Here is an 18,813-nt window from a genome sequence, read left to right as displayed (position 1 = left end):
TCCATAGAGTATCAAACTCAATAATGGATTTTTACAAGATCAATTTATTGGTTTTGCAGCCATTTTTCAATCATCGCATGATACATCTCTTCTGGCTGAATCATCCAGCTTAAATCCTCACGCTGGCTTGCAAGATGAAAATACCTGTCGGGGATATAATTGGTCGGATAAGAAATAAAACGTGTTTTTCCATATACCTGCTTTAGCTTTTCCCAGACCCGGTTAAAATCCTCCATGGCCAGATGAACCTTTTCAATTCCTTCATTACGTTTAACTTTATCAGCAGTATCACACCGATTAAGTGCAAGTAACAACCTTGGTGATGTCATTTGAAAATCATACAAGGCCATTGACAATTCCCAGTAATATCTTTTCCTTTTTGATGAATTATACAGTTCAACCAACCTGGTTGATAATGCCTTATAATTATTCATTTCAATAAGAGACCGGTCGAGTCGGTCCTTGTACTTTATGCTCCAGGAACCTGGCGATTTCGGATCTGGCAATTCAATCAATTTAGTGGTATAATCAAATTGCTTTTTTTCCTGCCCCTCTAATACAGGGAGCCAATGTTCAACTCGCATCATACTTTGCAACACATTCTCATCACTTAAAAGATTACCATTCCTGAAAAATGCTTCGTACCATAAATCTGAACCAGTGTATAACTGTCTGTTAAAACCAACATAATCAGTCATTGTTACTCCAAACTCTCTTTGAAGCCATGCATTATCATATTCTTCCAGTGTTCGTCCTTCAGGAAACCAGCAATATTCCGCTGACGCAATGAACCCGCGCCAATAATTCTCCATGTGGGGCGAAGCATCATCCCATGCTGTACAAAGTGCTCCATCGATTTTTCTTTCTGCCGCCAGTTGTATAAAGCTTTTGATGGTTATAATACCCGCAGAGGCCGAACCTTTATCCCGTTCATCCGCAGCAAACATCATTCCTCCTCCAGGATTCGTTGCCGTGGCAATCATGGCTTTTAGTCCGCGGCTTTTGTACCAGTCGAGTGCATGAATATTTCCCGGTTGCATGGCTATTGAATAATTCCAGCGCATATAAACACAATTCTTAGGAAAATCTGAAAGCAGAGCATCGAGTTTTGGAATACCTTTCTCCCAGGCTTTGTCAGCTTCAGATTTAGTCACCTCATCGCTATATGTACTTTCATATACTCCTCCATGTTTTAAAGGCATATCATCCCAAAATATGGGGATTCGGTTATTTTCTTTTGCAAATTCGCACACTCTTTTCAGCCAGTAAAGACTCAGACTCAGCATACCTTCTTTATCGGCCATCGGTTTGCAACGGGGACACAAGCCGATATTTCCAATCTCATCGCCACCGATATGCAGGTATTTTGAACCCGGCGTTGCTTCGATAGCATCTCTGTAAAGATCGAACAGAACCTGATATGTGCCTTCATGTAGCGGACAAAATGCCCAGGTGTTCCACGATAATTCACGCAGACCTTCATATTCCTGATGTTTAAGAATAAAGGTCGCATGTCCCAGGCCCTGAACAAGTGGTGTAATTTCGATGTGTCTTTCTCTGGCATATCGCGTTAGTGCAGCCATTTCATCAATGCTGATCGACTGAGGAGCACCGACTAACGGTTGACGTTGATATCTGAGTTTATCTTCGAACTCAAATACCACAGCATTTATTTTATATCGGGCCAACCTGTCGATGCTTTCATAATAATAATTCATGTGATCGAGGTGATGCTTAACATCAAAATGTACAGCACGGTATGAGAGCGCTGGAAAATCAGTTATTTTGCAGGATGGAACTGGCTTTTGGAAATCCCTGGCATCTTCAAGAAGTTGTTCGAGCGACTGACAACCATAAAATAAACCAGCCTCCCCTCTTGAAATAATCTCCGCCTTCCCGCCGGTAATAGTCAAAACATATCCTTCTTCAGATGGAAATGCAGAGAAAGCCGTATCGAGCACAAGAGAAAGTGAACCTTTTTCAGCTGATTTCCCAATGGTAAGATGAGAAAGAATTTCGCCCATTACTGGCGGCTTAAGTCCTCCCTTTAAAATGAGGTTCTGCAATTTACCAGATTCAAGTCCAGTACCTTTCAGCAATTCAATATTTTGAGGTTGTGGCAGGATTTTAAACGGAACCGGAAGTTTTTCGGAAGCTCGTATCATTCCCATCTGGAAGAAGACGACCAAACAAAATACCAAAGTAATTCGAATATTTATAAGCATAGTTTTAGGTCTTATTAGATAAGTATTTAAGTAAAATAATTACCCTATTTTCATGTGTTTATAATTTGTTTTTTAATTGCCACATGGAACTCGCCATCGATAATCATTCGTCTGGGTGAGATTATCTCTCATGGCTCGTTTCTATTTCTGATTTATGGCATTCGTTAGTATTGTATAGTAATTGTTTTTCAAAAAATTCATTTCAAGATTTTGGCAGGTTGCCGTATCGTTCATAAAATAAGCGACAATCCATTGCTGTACTGGGTTTGTATATCTATCAGACTCTTTTATTCTCTTAATCAAAGCATTGGCCGACTCTGTTTCACCCCGCTGTTTAAAAATCAAAAGTGCAAACAGGTTATTAAACGAGTTCGCTGAATCGTTGTAATGTGTTTTGGTATAGTTCAGAACAGAGGATCTCAGCTCTACTGCATCACTGGCTCTGCCTAATTTATCCTGACAAATTGCTTCAAGGTAATCCTGCATCCGGTTATCCGGTTCATATGGTGCACCTACTCCCAGATTTTCGGGCCATGCTTTCGATTTTTCAAGTTTTACCAGCGCTTCCTTAAATTTCCTTTTATTCATCAAGTCGATTGCTAACAGCATGTATGCCTGTTCGTAAACGTATTTCCCCTGAGTGGATCCTTCAAATGGAAGAATGTGGGTTTTTTCGAGTGTTTTCAGACAGGCTTCATATTGATTGTTACCTAACTGGACTCTGGCTAATTGCAAGGCCAGATTGTAATTTTCAGGAAAATTTTTTGTCGCTTCGGTTGAAAGTGGCCATGCTGTTATATAATCTTCTCTTGAAATGTAGGCTTCTATTAACTGGATCGATGCACGCCAGTCATTCGGTGCAAGCTGATGAGCTGTTTTCAGATCGTTAAGTTCCTGCTTTGGATCGGTTTGTTTTTCGAGATCTGCTCTCGTCAAATAGAAAGTTGGGAAATCAGGTTCCTGTTTGCAGGCCGCGAATAATTTTCGGGCATCGTCTTCCCGCTGAATTCCCCATAAATTCAGGCCCAGATAATATTTAAATTTCCAATTGTCATTATTGCCAATTGCCCAGTTTAAAGCTGAAACAGTTTCGGTCCGATATGGAAATACAAAGGCTGGAGACTCCTTCGCTATATCAGTTAACAAAGATGGATCGCCCTTCAGGAAAGCTTTCCAAAGCAAAACCAGGGGTTGAACAGGCGCATTATCAAGAACCTGAATCGCATCTGCTTTCTGTCCAAAATTATAATAATCGATTGCCAGCTCCAGATAAGTCTGATAGGGCAATTCGTTCCTGATGGCTGACTTAAACGAGGATAAATTTTCGGAAGAAGGATGTAATAGATAATGTTCAGAACCGGCAAAATGATTCAGCGGATCTAAAGCCAGGATATTTTCAGTCATTTTGTCTGCTAAATCAGGATTTCCCTGTTGCCTGTAAACAATAACCAAAACTTTAAATGCATTAAAGTTGAAGCGGTTAAAGTCTAACGATTGGTTTGCATAATGCTCGGCCAAATCCAGATTGTTCAATTGAAGTTCGATGCCAGCCATCAGGGAATATGCTGCCGAACGAAATTCCATTGATCGGGCTGCCCATCCGAGCGACTCAAGCGCATCAATCAAATCGCCTTGCGCGCGATAAGTTATTCCGGCGTAATAATTGGCAGCCGGATGATAAGCGTCAAGCTGTAATGCCCGGTTGGCATAGTACAAGGCTGAATCAAGCTGATTGCTCCGGTAATAAATTTCGGTCAAAGCAGCCATCGCATCAATATATAACGGATCTGTCTTCATGCATTTTAATAAACTTTTTTTGGCTGGAACATAATCTCGGTTTTCTTTAAACTGTATTCCATCCTGAAATAAACCGGAAGCACTGGAAGGATCGGCAGGTATTGTGGTTGCAAATGGACGTTTGATCAGGTTTTTGTTGATCGAATTATGAACCAGATCCATTCCTTCAACCGTGACTTGATAAGGAGCATTTTCATCCAACACAATAGAAGTTTTAAATACATCCATTGGTTTGAAACTTTTATCCCCGGAATAAATTTCTTTGCCATTCGATTTAACAACCAATTTTGCCTGAACAAATGCCAGGGCATTAATTCCAATTTCAAGTTTTCCGTTTGCATGTTTCACATTCAACACTCCCATTGGCGAAACTTCTTTTAAGCCGCCAATATCTTTTACCGGAAACCAGATTTCCTTCCATTGATCAGTGACTCCCGGATTAAAAGGCATTTCCTTGATCGGACTTCGAAATGAGCCTTGTGAATACTGGTTAAAGGTTCGTCCGGCCTGAAATTCCATGTATTGACCATGTTTGTCTGTTAGCAGGTCTTTCCATATTTCACCTTCGCGCGACAATGCCCAAAGCCAGTTTTTTCGACCTGGCATATCGTTGTATAAAGCCCAATGACCAAAACCGAATTCCGATTTATGGTAATATCCGCCCATATAATCATTATAATCACCGACAACATGAATGGAGGTATGCGAATCGTAGGCATTGTTCTTATAAATTGATTTATTGTGTCCATCCTGTTCTGGATAAGATTTTACCTGTCCACTGTGTTCAAGCTCCTGGTTTCCAGGGTAGAAAAATTCCAGATCATCTGAAACTGCCGCAGCCCCAGTCATAAAGCAATAATACGATTGCGATAACGGCGTTGGATTGTTCCATAATGGAATGGTTTCAAAATATGCTTTGTCTTTTGGAAGTCGAACTTCAACCCTCCATTGTGTGCGCGAAGGCAAATCCATATTGCCGACAATGCAACTCACGCTTCCATCAGCATTTTCCCTCGTCAGATAATCAACCGGACTTGCAGTTGCCGGCGAATGACCAATTAATCCCAGATTAAATTCTATTCCTCCGGAAGTCCATGGGCCTCTCATAGAAATATTCCGGAACTTCACGACATCATTGTTGTAGATAAATTCCTTGCCGGTAGATTTCTCGATTGCTCCCCAGATTTTACCGCCAATTTCAGGCAAAATATAGACTTCGATATACTGATTTTCGAGTTTGATAACTTTCCACATTTGCTTTTGTGGGGTCAGGGTATATCCATCAAAAGTAAAATAAGGATAGACCTTAAATCCTTTGCCGGTCAGGATTGGTATTGGATTTGGATCGCTGTACGGATAAGTGATCATCTCTCTGCTTTCTTCGGTAATGGTTGCTTTGTTTTGAGCAAAAAGCACCTGTACGAATATGAATAGGGATAAAATGAGTGTTAGTTTTTTCATGTTTGATATTTAAGTAATTGTGTTTATTGGTTTAATGCAGTTTTTAATTTGCTCACAATCCGATCCTTCTGAATTTTTACAATTTCTTCACCTCTTTCAGCGCTGGCGTAAATGCGTGGATCATAACCTCTGATTCCAACAGGCCAGACTTCCGGATCATCGGTGAGGTTTTCCATATGCACCAGATCAGGCCGGTATTTCATGACTACCGAAGTTTCGAGCATGGCACCGTGATCGGACATAAATCCATTCCAATCGTCATTTTCGGAACCCCAAAGATGAAATATTTGGATACCGAACTCAGCCTCCCATTTCGCTGTGTATTTGATTACCTGACGTGTTGAAGGACCGTGACCATGCGCTACGAGAATCTTGAACCCCTGTCGCTGAAGTTGCTTTAACAGGTTCCCGATCAAAGCAATGTATAACACATCAGGAATCCAGTATGCACTTCCGGTCAGAATTTGGCGGTCGTATTGTTGTTCGGCCAAATCCGGATGGTTTCCAAGATCTTTGCCATAATAATATACGCCGTCAATTTCTTCATACTTGTCGGGACCCAAAAACAAAGCGGGCAAAACAATTCCACCAACTTCGGCTGCCAGTTCCTGAAAGAACTCAAAAGGTTGAATACCATCAGCACCCAGCGGCATGTGTTCGCCGTGCCATTCAAGCGTTCCCAGCGGAAGGTATGCAATCGGGGCTGCAGCCAATCGAATTTTAAATTCACCCGGAGTTAATTCTGAATAAAGTACCTTTTGTTTTTCAGGCTGATCCATGATCGATTGCTTTTTACAATTTGTTTTATTTCTGATCCTTTACCTCAATTTCACCCATCGGATACCATTCGTCCTTATTTACGCCGCTAATGGCCAGCTTCACTCTGGGTTCAAACGAAACGGGAGACACAATGGCAATTTCGAGCTGATATTTTCCCAACGGCATATCGAAAGGAATATAAAGGGTTTCCTCATCTACAATATCACCGGGTAACCAGTTGAGTAGTTCGGCGCAGGTAGGCAAAACCAGTGTTTTATGCGAATTTTTCAGTCTGACAGCTAATTTGTAGTCTTTGTAAATGGGCGCCACTCCCACATTTTCCCATAACGAAGTATAGGACAATTGCCCCTGGCGTGTCACAACTGAAGGATACTCAAACCGGCGGAGGACATACCGGTAGCCCATTTTATTCAGCCATTTATCAACGAGCGGACTCCATACTTCAGGAACAGGCGAACTTTTGGCATTGAATGAAGTAATGTGCCATTTAAGTGCTTCACCAAAAATATAATCAACCGTTTGCTCATCGTATTTCAAGGTTTGGAGCCAATGTAAAAACGTGTAACAAATTTCCATCGTCACCGGCGCTTTTTTCCAGACTTCACTCATCCCGCTTTTCACGATGTCTTTGGGATAGATATCTGTCATGTGGCTCCAATGTTTTTCAGGCCAAAGGTCGGTGGTCATATCGCCCAGACAATCCACCCGGTAACCTAAATATCTCATTTGTGTCCCGGTACCGTTATTCCTTCCGTCGGGCCACGATGCTGAAATGTTCGTGCCTTTTACTATAACACCGGGATCGGGAGCATCCCCGTTAAGTGGCTGAAATGTCAGCGGTGTTTTTTTGAAATTATCCAGATAGCAATTCAGTAATGCCAGGCGGGTCTGGTCAGATAGCAAATGTGAACCGTCGCCTTCGCCCCAGTAACCAACTATCGAAACATCCACTGATTCCAAATCAGGATGCCCGTCATAACGCTGTCCCAGGGCCTGAATCAAACCCCCAAAATATTGAATGTACCGCGGATCTTCAGGATCAATCCGCCATTTGGCCGATTGATTTTTATCTTCCGGTCCGACTAACTTTCGATACCAGGCAGGCACATCTTTTTCCCCAGCTTCATACGGAGCTATCCGCAGCATTAAGGTTTGTCCCCTTTCGGCGGCTGTCCGTAAAGCTTTGTCAATCATGGGCCAGTTGTATTTTTCCATCTCTGGCTCCATATATTTCCAATCCACCCTGAAATAGGCAATTGTAGTTTGAGGATGGTTTTTATTAGTAAGGTTTCCGTCAAATTTCTGATATAAAATTGGTAAACCTTCTGTCCAGCCTTCTCCGGCATTTAATGAATCGCCGTTAAACCGCTGAAAAGTAGTGAATCCAATTCCCGGATTGTTTAAAACATCATGAATTTCGATTGGTTTTACCCTTATCTGCACCGGTTGTTCCTGTGCTTTCAGGCTGGATATTCCCAATAAAGCCACTGCTAAAAACAAGAATCTTCGTTTCATTTTGTATCTATTTTAGGCTGATTAGTTTTATACTTTTGAATTTTAACTTAATCGTTTTTGATCACTGCTTCCCTCGCAAAACATGCTGGGCCTGCGGGCAACCGGCCTGACATATATTCAATGACAGAATTGTCCGTATTGGGCAATCCTGACGGTGAGATTCCTATAATTACTTTTGACATATTTTGCTTTTTTGGATAAGTCTGGGCATAGTAATTAAAAAGCCGAATTTAAAACGATTTCAGAGGTGTAATAATGTCTTCCACAGCTTGCTCATCGCCTTTAGCCGGGCCATACCAAACTCCACCACCAAATGTGACGATAAATATTTTTTCAGGATCGCGGGGATCCAAGTCTACCCTTTTCCCCCATTTGAAGTTATACCCTTTAATACGATTCCAGGTTTTTCCCTGATCGATTGATCTGTATGCAGACCCATTGAACCCACAGGCATAATATGTCTTGTTGCGAGGATCATAGGTTATATCATTGATGTGTTGATCTTTTTGAATTACAGGCTTCCAGCTTTTCCCATCATCATTTGAAAGAAAAATTCCACCGCCTATATCTGGTGTAAATTTATCCTTGGTACTTCTCCCCCAAGCTGCTAAAAGAAGTTGTTTGGAATTGTCAGGATCAACAGTTAAACAGGTGGGACCGTTGGTTTCAGCAGGAAGCGGAACTAAAGTCCAAGTTTCAGCATTATTGTCTGACCGATAAATCGCCCCATCACCATCATTACCAATACTTCCATCATCACTTCTCCGGCTAAGGATTAAAAACAGTACGCCATCTTTATCTTTTCTTATAATTCTCCATGCAAATGGTTCTTTATTCATTAATCCTTTATTTTTCTGTTGCCATGTTTTACCTCCGTCAACCGATTTGAATACCCCTTTACCAAAAGCACAGGCATATAAAGTTCTGGATGCTTTATTGCTCGAAGGATCAATGAGAATATGAGTAATGGCTGCTTCACCAATATTATCAGCGCTAACAGGTTGCCAGGTTTTACCGCCGTTTTCTGTTAGCAGAATACCTCCTTTATAGTTTGAAATGCCATCTTTTCGCCACATTTTAGGCCTTGGCAAATCATGAGTCCCACTCATTGCTGCCCAAGCTTTCCCCTTGATTTTCGGATCAAATGTTAACCAAATGGTACTATTTTGCCATTTGCGAGGAATACCGTTATTATTAGTTGCACTTGACCAACTTTCACCGCCATCGTTACTTTCCATTAAACCAATGTCAGTATTTGCCAGAAAAATATGGTTTACATCAAAAGGATCAAATACAACAGCATACCCAGTATTAACTTCAAGTCCTCTTGACATCCATCCGGCACCCTGCTTCTTTTTCGTATAAAGTTGTTCCCACGTTTTACCACCATCGGTTGTTTTGACTGTTCGGCCAAAATCAGTTGCATAAGCCACATTGGCATTAGCGGCAGATACACCTATTGAGAAAGGATTTTCTCCCCATGTAGGTCCAAAACGATAGTTTAGCCAACCACTTATGAAATTTACAGAAGGGGTATTGACTGTTTTTGTTAAAACATCTTTCCAAACAAGCTTCCATGTTTTTCCATAGTCATCACTTTTAGCAACTCCAATACAAGTAGTATCCTTATTCACTTTCAAATTATTGTAGGAAATATATATAACCTCAGGATGCAAAGCACTGGTCGCAATAGCTCGCCATTCGGGCAGCTCTGTGTCTTTCATGTTAAATGCGACAAGCCCGTCCTGCCTGTTTTCCCAGGTTTTGCCTCCATCATCAGTATAAAAAATTCCTGAATTGTCTCCTTGGGCATTAAAGTATCCTTTCCCTGAAATAGCGTAAATAATGAATTTATTTTGCTGCTTATCAAAACCACCTGCAAACGCTGTCACTTTACCCACGTTTTGAGGGCCTTTATTGATTTTCCAGAGCCCATTTTCCCGAACAGTAATTGAATTCTTTCCGGTGATATAAATTGTACGTTCGCTTTTGGGTGATGACGGAACAATGTAAATATTCTGAACTCCTTCATTTACTTCTGATTCCATCGTCCATTGCAGACCACCATTGTCAGAGATATAACAAGCTATAGATTTATCAATTGAAATAACTGCATAAAGTTTTTTTGAATTTTCCGGATCTACAGCAAATGCCAGGACCTCTCTTTTTGTACTATCGCGGGTAACTACAATTTCCTGAGCGTGGTCGCCTTTTGAAACAACTCCAATGATTTCATCAGGATTAGGATATAAAACGCTCCAGGTGTTTCCTCTATCAGTACTCTTAAATAATGCTATTGAATTTGCATAAACTGTATTTGAATCAAGAGGGTCAAACACATAATAGTTAATTGGACTTCGCAAGTTAAACATACGCCATGATTCTCCACCATTGTATGTTACAAATGATCCAGTCATGTCACAACTCACAAACGCAAAATCAGAATTATGAGGGCTCACTGTTGGATGAAACATAGCGCCACCGCCTCCGGCACCGACAAAACCCCAAGTATCGTTACGACCAATTGAGTTTTTCTCTTTTTCAACGGTATTGACTTTTGCAGATTGGCAGGCCATTAAAAGACTTGTCAAAATAATGAATCCAAAAACGGCATTGCAGACGGTTACTTTATTCAATCTTTTCATATCTTTGATTCTTTGATTTTAAACCATTTCACTGCATTCAGGCGATAGATTTTATCCACCACTTCTTTGGGCAATTGTAAGCCCTGAAATTCACCTTCAACCTTGTTGTTAGTCATTTTATCGTTAGTCACAAAATATTGCCAATCTTCGAACCAGGTATTATGCAATTGTTCTTTCGCTTTTTTTATTTCTTCATCTGAAGTTGATTCAAAGACTTTGTCAGTAGCATACATTAACCGATCCTGATACTTTAGAAAAAACTGTCGAACCTTTTCCCTGTCTTTTTGAGATTGGAGTTCCAGATGACAAATCCTTTCCGCCATATCAACCGCCATGTTTGGGAATTTATCAAGCCTTTTGGCCAATTCGTCAACGCTCCATTCCAGACTGCCTAAATGTGCTCCAACAAAGCGCATATTGGGGTGACGCTCCACAAACCTGTCGCGGGCATTGATCTGATCTTCATATGATGGATATTCAGGATGAAGGTACATATGATATTCAGGATGTGCCGTAAAATATTCCCGGTCTCCTCTCACCGTCATCTGGTCGATTGGAAGCCAGCAATTGCGGGGTTCGCCCAGGTGACCCAGAACAGTTTTATCCTGTGAGATGATATTGTCTATCACCTTATCAAATTTTGGATTGTCGATCATTATAAAATGATTGGCCGAGTCCTTATAAGCCATTCCAATATTTTTCCAGACTTTTACACCAATTGCTCCATTGGCAAAGTCAGATTTTAACTTTGCAATAGTTTGATCGGCCCAGTTTGCCGAATCCCAGTTAACCAGTGTAAATGAGGTCAAAAAATCAATATTATCAGGAAACTGTTTCTTCTGAATGGAGGCATATTCAAATTGTTTTTCAAGAGATGGCAAATCCGGAACATCAACATTAATGGTAAGAAGTTTGAAATTATCTTCTTTTGCCAATTCTGCCAACGCTGTATTTCCCGAATTAAGATGAGTGTGAGTGTCAATTTTTTTAACCTTCTTGAAATCTTCCATCGTGTAATACTTATTGGAACAAGCACTTAGCATCAGGATTGACCCTATTATGCTATAGGTTCGAATTGATTTTTTCATAAAATGTAATTTTAATAAAGTATATATTCAAGCTTCTCATACGGAGCTAAGTTTGTTAGTTAAAATCTTTTACATCATTTATCATTGCCACAATGTTTTCGACCGGCACATTGGCCCGAATGTTATGAACGGTGTTGAAAACAAAGCCATTCTTTATGTCGCCGGCTGCGATGGTATCAATGTCCATAATTTCAATTCATTTATACCTTTCTACAGATCAACCGTTTCCGGCACTATTAAAAGATTTCATGTCTTAAAGATCGTCAATTATTACTCTACTTCAGGCACACCATGCCAAACGCTGGAGCCAAATGTGGTGATAAACACTTTTTCATGATCGTTTTGATCAACAATAATCCGTTGCCCCCAATGAAAATCATAGCCTTTTATCTTCTTCCAGGTTTTGCCCAAATCGTCGCTGCGCCAGGCTGCCTGGTTAAATGTGTTGCAATACAATCTTCCTGAATGATAGGGATCAATTGTTACATCATAGACGTATTGTTTTTTGTCGAATATTGATTTCCAGGTATTTCCTCCATCTTCACTCCTGAAAATACCACCGGGCATATCGAGCATTTTGTCGCCGCCGTTTTCCCGAACAACATCGCCGCCCACCATATCGGCCAGGCTAATATTGGCCCAACAACCCAGGTACAATAAATCAGGATTTGCAGGGTCAATGGCTATTCCATTGGGGAAAAGTAAACCATCACACACCTTCAGTTTCGTCCAGTTTTCAGCACCATCTGTAGAGCGGTAAACTGCTCCTGAAAAAATTTCTTTCCCTTTCTTTCCATCTTTGTATACAGGTGTCGGGCTGACCGTCAGGAATAAATTTCCATTACCAGCCAGTGTAAGTTCAAAAGCACAAGTATTTGTTTCAATCCCATTATTCTTTAGTGTCCATGTCCTACCGTCGTCAGTCGATTTGAATACGCCTTTGCTGTATACACCGGCATAAAGCGTACGGTTTCCTGGTGCCGATTTTGGGTCGAGCACGATTGAGGTTGCCGGAGAATTCGTTCCCATTCCTTCAATTGTAGGCTTCCAGGTTTTACCACCATCAGTTGAAACACAAACGCCGCCATTGGCATTTTTGCTTTCTTTCCATTTCGGGTTGCGGGTCATTTTACCTCTTGGAAAATCGTGTATTCCAGACCAAACCGACCAGACTTTGCCTTTTACTTCCGGATCAAATACCATCCAATAACAGGTGTTTACCCAATTGTTTGGAACACCTTCAACAGAACGGTTCCAGCTTTTACCATTATCGTATGAATGATGAAAACCAATATCAGTATAACTGATCGCAAGGTGGTTTTTGTCGAACGGGTCGAAGTGAACACCGTAAGTAGTGGTTACGTCCATGCCCCGGCTGGTGAAAGTTCCGTCAGGGTTTGGTATGCTGTAAATTTCGCTCCAGGTCTTTCCACCATCCATGGTTTTCATGGTGCGGTACCAATCGGTAACAATAGCAATATTTCCATCCTGCGGCGAAACTCCTGCATCAATCAGTTGGATAAACTCACCGCCAAAAGCCTGGTGTACCCATGAATCTTTTAAATTGGCCGCATCCTGTGCATCCTGAACACCATACTGGCCTGAGCCTCCACCACCTTTCCAGACCCAGTTCCAGCTTTTCCCTGAATCACCGGTTTTTAACGCGCCGTACCAAAACGTTGAAGTTTTGTCCTTGTTCTTTACTTCAAAATTATTAGTCACAACATAGGCATTTCCGGCATCATGCTCAGAACAAACCACCATGGTAAAACAGGGTTTTAGTCCCGATGTTTCATTCGTAATGGTGACATCCTTTGCCGGATTCCAGCTTACTCCAAGATCTTCCGATGTCCATATCTCGCTGTTAGTAAATGTGTAAGCATTTTCCTTTGGACTTAGATGATGAAGGGCATAGAAAATAGTTTTACCTGTGTTTTTTATTGTTCCGGCGGTGAAAGAAAGTGCCGGCAACATCGCTTTTGGAATATCGCGGGAGGTGATCTTTTTTGAAGTTTTGTCGAAGATAGCTATTGCTTCGTTCGAAAAGATGTAAACCTCGTTTTTTGCACTCGTAGGGTTCGTGTATAAGTTATCTATCTGATGCTGAATATCCTGCCTTTTCCAGCTTTGTCCGGCATTATTGCTGTAAAAGAAATACGAACCCATCGTAAAATAAAGAGTTTCAGCCTGAACAGGATCAACCCGAATGGTTCCTATATTTCCTTCCTGACCAACATACAATGAACTTTCAGTAGTTTCTATTTTGAAATCGGCATGATCGCCGATATATGTTTCGCTTTTGATTTCACTTTGCTTTGGAAATATTTGTTCCCAGGTTTTCCCTCCGTCTTTCGAGCGGTTTAAGGTGGAAGAACCAATGTATACAGTGGTTGAATCGTTGGGATCGAAGGCATAACAGGATGCACCTCCTGCCATGTTTATTTGCTGGTACGATATGCCTCCGTTTCGTGTCAGGTAAGAGCCGGTCATGTCGCACTTTACTAAAAAATGATCCGGATTATGGTATGAGAATGTTGGAATAAACGTGGAGCCACCGCCTCCGGGACCAATCTTTTCCCATTGAGGAACAGCTTGTTTTTGTTTATTCGCCTGCGAGCCTGACTGGCATCCGGCAATAATAAAAATCAAAAAATACAAAATCCATTTCATCGCGTTTAAGTTAGTTTTATCAGTTAGTGCAATTAATATCTTAAAATCAATCTTTCTGTTTTATTCAAAATTCATGCAATTTCAGGCAACAAGGTTTGAACAATTTGCTCCATTCCCAAATCGGTAGGATGAGTCTTTATGAGTCATACCAATATTTTTCCATACTTTAATGCCCAAAACTCCATTGGCAAAATCTAATTTTAGCTTTGAGATGACTTCATCTGTCCAGTTTGTCGTATCCCATTTTCCTAATGTCATGTCAATATATAATTTGAAATTGACATGCCGGTAAACCTTTCAATAACGGCTTTTGTCATGTACAATGAACATATGCCTAAAGAATTACAAATAGTATATTTTATAACAATTTCAATAGTTCATCCCGTATTTTATCATAATCATCCCCATGTTCAGACCATTGTACAGTATCTTTCATCGAAACTTCACTTAAAGCTTTCGGTACCACTTTCTGGATAATGCTGATTACCCTCTCTTTTCCTACTTTTTGTTGTGCCATCCACATGATGCAAGCATCCTGCTGTCCCCTTCTTATATTTTTTAAACGAATGGATGGAAATATGCGGTTTAAAGCCCTGTCCTCATTTGGATAAAAAGGCATCCGTCCCGGGTAGAACAGGATTCCATCTCCATTACAGAATTCCAAATGTTCATTGATAAATGTGAGTGGATTTTCATACATATTTTGATGAAGATGGGCTTTCGGCCCCTGCATATTATGCTGCCACTGAGCACCTTCCCAAATAAAATGGGCATTTATTCCGTATTTATACAAAATCCAACTATTAACCCGAAGGTCAACTGCAGTACCTTCTAAAATTAATGCGCCGTAACGTGGACGATTCCCATTATAAAACCAGTGGTCACCGCCTTTTTTTCTTATGTCAGGCAAGATAGTAAGATCTACGCCATCGAATCCGGCCCAGATATCAATTGCCCCAGACAATTCTTTCTGATATGATGTCGTGGTAAAAATGGGAAGTGATTTACCTGTTCCGAAATTACTTTTTACCCACTCAGCTCTTTCTTTGATCCATGGAAACTTATTTTCAGCTGGTTCATCAGTAATGTACCAAAAATAGGTAACATCCGGCGTCTTTTTCGTGAACCAATCGACCCACAAATCTGCTTGTTTCTGAACACATTCCTTTGTATTTCCCATAACCGTTGCACCATACATTCCAATTGGGAAAATCTTTTCACCAATTCCTTCGCCTGAACCATGGTAGCCATTGGCTGGGGTGTATGCCGATCCATCCAGGTATGGCAAATAATTATTCATTATTTCATTACTGAACGGAGATTGGTTTGCCACAAATCCTCCTTCAATGTCAATCCTGTGCCTGTGACCTTCGAACTTGATCATTTTATCGACTTGCTGATGAGACAATTCTGGATAATAAGCATAAATATTGCCTGTATACATCCATATATTGGTTTGGTTTTCATCAGGTAAATAATAGGGCAGTAATGTTATTTCCAATGGAATTTCTTTAACAAATTTTCCATTTTGCAAAATCTGGACAATTCCATTATAAATTCCTGGTGAAATTTTTTTCTGGTCGCGAGGCAATGAAATATCGACCCAAAAACCCTGATTTTGAAGAGGTTCTATATCGACCGGGAATCCGCCAAGGCCTGATACAGCATCTACCGGGATCAGGGCATCAGGTATCCATCCTGTCATTTTTTTTGGTGCCGATGCTGGTGATCCATAAAACCAATTCGGTTTTGTCGGATTCCTCACATGTAAATAATGTTCAGTATAAATTTCAATCGATCCGGCAGTTCCATATTTCAATGTATTGCCCCCAATAACTTTTCCGGTTGCAGCATTAACCGGTGGATCAATTGCGATCTCAATCCCATCCGCCCCATTGGTATCCGTTTCAATAATAACCTGACAGGCAAGGGTTTCATTATAAAGACCTTTTAAATGTATCGTTTTCCCATCCCATATAAAGTTTCCATTCTTACAGGGATGTTCAAGATCAAAGCGAAATACTTTTTCCCCATCTCCTAATGCCCATACATTTTTCACCTGTGCAAATCCAATGGCAGGAAGTATGAATAATCCTGATAATAAACCCTGATATAATAGGTTATATATTCCTTTCGATACTTTATATTTTCCCATAATTAATCTTATTCTAAATTATTTTATAGTAGGTGGCAATTAACTAAAATGACCTGGTTACTTTCTGGTTAACTCTTCCAACCGTTGAGCCATAGCTTTCCGGGTTAAGTAAAGCTCATTCACATTACGAGAGAAAGCACTTACGTCAACCACTAAATTACTGACTAGTGAATCTACATATTTCTGGTCTCCTAAATCTTTTAACATCCACAGATACTCATAATCTTCAATGCCTTCACGTAAAAGCTCAAATCTTATTGAAGAAACAGGGCCATCAACATTCGGCTGACCAGTATATGTTTCAGTATAATCTCCCGGATAAAACAAAGAACCTTCACCATTGATTATGTAGCCCTCACTACATTCGAAGCCTGAAATAAAAGTTACTGCATCCAACCAGGGATTTGGAGTTTCAGACCAGAAATTCAGTGCCCAATACAAGATACCAGCCATATGATAACGAGCCGTGATCCAGGGAACCATGACGAGATCGAGCGCTGGTGCATCAATGAAATAGTTAGGCTGCGGATATGCCTGATCACAGGAAATATACCAGGTCATCTCGCCTTTTTTATCCTGCTCTTCGATGATCGCTTGTTTAACCTTCTGATCGTTCAGCGCATTTCCATGAATTGAAAAGTTATTTACATATCCTACGAGGGTTCCCCAATCGCGAAGATTATCCGGGACTGGTGACTCGGTTGCCAAAAATGGAACACCTAATGCGGCCTCGTGTACGAGATTGGCCCATTGACGGGTATCTTCGTAATCTTTCATCGTATTAGGTTCATCAATTGGACTGTTAAATACCAGCCGATCCTTCCATCCATGCTTCCCGAAATATGATTCAACTTGCGATAAATAAGACATCACTTTCTGATTAAACGCCTTAGAGAAAGGTTCATCTAAAATCTGACTTTTCAAACCAGAAGGAAATGTATTTAAAAGCACCCGTTTGCTGTTTAGCTTGTTTAGATAGTACTGGTATCGTTCATCATCGAACTTTACATCCACTTTTTCACCATTGATTACAATTTTTGGCTCAAGTTGATCATTAAACCAAGGTTCCATCCGGTGAGCAAAAAGGAATTCGTAGTAAGTCTGTGTGAGTTTATCTATTTCCTGGGACGAAACCTGCTTATGATAAAAATCAGCTAAGGATTCTTTCGAGATATTCATGTAGGTAATCAGGTGTGTTTTATCTGGCAGTGAGAAGTCAAATACCTTAACCTCTACATTCAAAATTTCAACTTCCTCTCCATTTTGAGTGACTGTAATAGTCCCGGTATAGATACCACCTGGTGTTAAGGATGGAATGGAAATATCTACCCAGATAGGACGATTCCGGACGACTGTATATTGTGCGGCCATACTAAATGGTTCCTTAATAGGTGCAAGGGCGTCCGGCCAATATCCTGTTGCACCAATCGGACTTGATTTGCCGTAAAGCATTATATAGTGCTCCAGATAAAAACTAATCTGAGCTTGATCGATTGTTTTTCCCTGCTTTGAGGTAAAGTTAGAGGCCTTTATAAAGAAACCACCAGGAGCCTTCGGTCTATAACCTATAGGAACCGGAGTGGTTATCACCACCTGGAACGGAATATGTTCATTACCTGCTCCGGAAACGTATATCGTTTTCTTATCTTTTGACCAGATTAGGTTATTTGTTTCAACTCTATCATCCGGACGCACTTTCTGTTCGGCCGGTACTGCCCAAACCATTAGATCTTCACTGTCCAATACTTTGTTGACCTTATCGTTGTTTGCCCCTGTCTTGGCGAATTGTCCGTACACTTCCCCCACACCAATTACAAAGAACAGACAAATGAAGGTAATTACAGACAAGTAACGATCCACTCTAATATAAATAATGTTTTCAGGAAGGAAAGGTAATTTCCAAATCCCCCCAAAATATTTTAATGCAGATGATTTTTTTTTCACAATAATAATTGTTTGTGTCTTTTTAGCTAATCAACTTTCAATTAAATTTATAACTGATCATCAACATATACTGTTTTTGTTAATAACCAAGGTTCTGAGTAAGTTAAGGATTCAATTATAAATCATTTTCAGAAAAAAAAACAGATAGTCATTTTTCGAATCATTCTCCGCATATCTTCACTGAGTTCTTATCTTAATATTTGTTTTAATAGCTTCATTTTTAATATACTAAAATAATTTTGTCGTCACATTTAATTGTAAAAGAATATCCTTATGAGTACCTAATTTCTTTTTTGCAGATAACACAGGCAATTCATAATCTATCGAATAAGTTTTGTCCAAAATATCGTCTATTAATTATAATAGCTAAATGATAGCAGAATGCCTGAGAATAACGTCTGATAACATATCCCTGTAAATCTTAATTTTAACTGATACTTTTCGTAGGTAATATTTCTCACTAAAAATTAGAACGGGGGGCTCTAATTTGATTTTCATATTAGCCGCTGTTCATAAACTTCCTAAATTCATAT

The 18,813-nt window shown here is 40.3% G+C and carries 11 protein-coding genes; all 11 read right to left on the bottom strand.

Annotated features, from left to right (window positions below; genetic code table 11):
- Positions 1 to 44: 44 nt before the first annotated feature.
- On the bottom strand, positions 45 to 2,225 hold the full coding sequence (locus tag AQPE_RS20780) for a family 20 glycosylhydrolase (RefSeq protein ID WP_318348402.1): 2,181 nt from the start codon (positions 2,223 to 2,225) through the stop codon (positions 45 to 47).
- A gap of 141 nt (positions 2,226 to 2,366) precedes the next feature.
- Positions 2,367 to 5,483: a DUF5107 domain-containing protein gene (locus AQPE_RS20775; RefSeq protein WP_318348401.1), complete on the bottom strand. Its 3,117-nt coding sequence runs from the start codon at positions 5,481 to 5,483 to the stop codon at positions 2,367 to 2,369.
- 23 nt (positions 5,484 to 5,506) lie between these two features.
- A complete protein-coding gene (locus AQPE_RS20770) occupies positions 5,507 to 6,262 on the bottom strand; it encodes a creatininase family protein (RefSeq protein WP_318348400.1) in 756 nt (251 codons plus the stop codon).
- Between the two features lie 25 nt (positions 6,263 to 6,287).
- Positions 6,288 to 7,778, bottom strand: a complete 1,491-nt coding sequence (locus tag AQPE_RS20765; RefSeq protein WP_318348399.1) for a DUF4832 domain-containing protein — start codon at positions 7,776 to 7,778, stop codon at positions 6,288 to 6,290.
- Positions 7,779 to 8,008: 230 nt separating this feature from the next.
- Positions 8,009 to 10,423, bottom strand: a complete 2,415-nt coding sequence (locus tag AQPE_RS20760; RefSeq protein ID WP_318348398.1) for a WD40/YVTN/BNR-like repeat-containing protein — start codon at positions 10,421 to 10,423, stop codon at positions 8,009 to 8,011.
- The gene (locus tag AQPE_RS20755) at positions 10,420 to 11,511 is read right to left on the bottom strand and encodes an amidohydrolase family protein (protein ID WP_318348397.1); all 1,092 of its coding nucleotides are present in this window, start codon (positions 11,509 to 11,511) and stop codon (positions 10,420 to 10,422) included. The genes AQPE_RS20760 and AQPE_RS20755 overlap by 4 nt, the downstream gene beginning before the upstream one ends.
- Before the next feature lie 55 nt (positions 11,512 to 11,566).
- Positions 11,567 to 11,698: a hypothetical protein gene (locus AQPE_RS20750; RefSeq protein ID WP_318348396.1), complete on the bottom strand. Its 132-nt coding sequence runs from the start codon at positions 11,696 to 11,698 to the stop codon at positions 11,567 to 11,569.
- A gap of 83 nt (positions 11,699 to 11,781) precedes the next feature.
- The gene (locus AQPE_RS20745) at positions 11,782 to 14,181 is read right to left on the bottom strand and encodes a sialidase family protein (RefSeq protein ID WP_318348395.1); all 2,400 of its coding nucleotides are present in this window, start codon (positions 14,179 to 14,181) and stop codon (positions 11,782 to 11,784) included.
- Positions 14,182 to 14,262: 81 nt separating this feature from the next.
- Positions 14,263 to 14,439 (bottom strand): hypothetical protein, encoded by a 177-nt coding sequence (locus AQPE_RS20740; RefSeq protein ID WP_318348394.1) that lies wholly within the window; start codon positions 14,437 to 14,439, stop codon positions 14,263 to 14,265.
- A gap of 100 nt (positions 14,440 to 14,539) precedes the next feature.
- On the bottom strand, positions 14,540 to 16,336 hold the full coding sequence (locus AQPE_RS20735; protein ID WP_318348393.1) for a glycoside hydrolase domain-containing protein: 1,797 nt from the start codon (positions 16,334 to 16,336) through the stop codon (positions 14,540 to 14,542).
- A 57-nt stretch (positions 16,337 to 16,393) separates the two neighbouring features.
- A complete protein-coding gene (locus AQPE_RS20730) occupies positions 16,394 to 18,280 on the bottom strand; it encodes a DUF4091 domain-containing protein (RefSeq protein WP_318348392.1) in 1,887 nt (628 codons plus the stop codon).
- Positions 18,281 to 18,813: the final 533 nt, after the last annotated feature.

Source organism: Aquipluma nitroreducens, from assembly GCF_009689585.1.
Taxonomy (GTDB): domain Bacteria; phylum Bacteroidota; class Bacteroidia; order Bacteroidales; family Prolixibacteraceae; genus Aquipluma; species Aquipluma nitroreducens.
This window is presented reverse-complemented; position numbering and strand designations above follow the sequence as displayed.

Coding starts and splice junctions, on each gene's coding strand:
- AQPE_RS20760 (WP_318348398.1), bottom strand. CDS start 10,423: ATGAAAAGATTGAATAAAGTAACCGTCTGCAATGCCGTTTTTGGATTC.
- AQPE_RS20775 (WP_318348401.1), bottom strand. CDS start 5,483: ATGAAAAAACTAACACTCATTTTATCCCTATTCATATTCGTACAGGTG.
- AQPE_RS20745 (WP_318348395.1), bottom strand. CDS start 14,181: ATGAAATGGATTTTGTATTTTTTGATTTTTATTATTGCCGGATGCCAG.
- AQPE_RS20755 (WP_318348397.1), bottom strand. CDS start 11,511: ATGAAAAAATCAATTCGAACCTATAGCATAATAGGGTCAATCCTGATG.
- AQPE_RS20740 (WP_318348394.1), bottom strand. CDS start 14,439: ATGACATTAGGAAAATGGGATACGACAAACTGGACAGATGAAGTCATC.
- AQPE_RS20770 (WP_318348400.1), bottom strand. CDS start 6,262: ATGGATCAGCCTGAAAAACAAAAGGTACTTTATTCAGAATTAACTCCG.
- AQPE_RS20780 (WP_318348402.1), bottom strand. CDS start 2,225: ATGCTTATAAATATTCGAATTACTTTGGTATTTTGTTTGGTCGTCTTC.
- AQPE_RS20735 (WP_318348393.1), bottom strand. CDS start 16,336: ATGGGAAAATATAAAGTATCGAAAGGAATATATAACCTATTATATCAG.
- AQPE_RS20750 (WP_318348396.1), bottom strand. CDS start 11,698: ATGGACATTGATACCATCGCAGCCGGCGACATAAAGAATGGCTTTGTT.
- AQPE_RS20765 (WP_318348399.1), bottom strand. CDS start 7,778: ATGAAACGAAGATTCTTGTTTTTAGCAGTGGCTTTATTGGGAATATCC.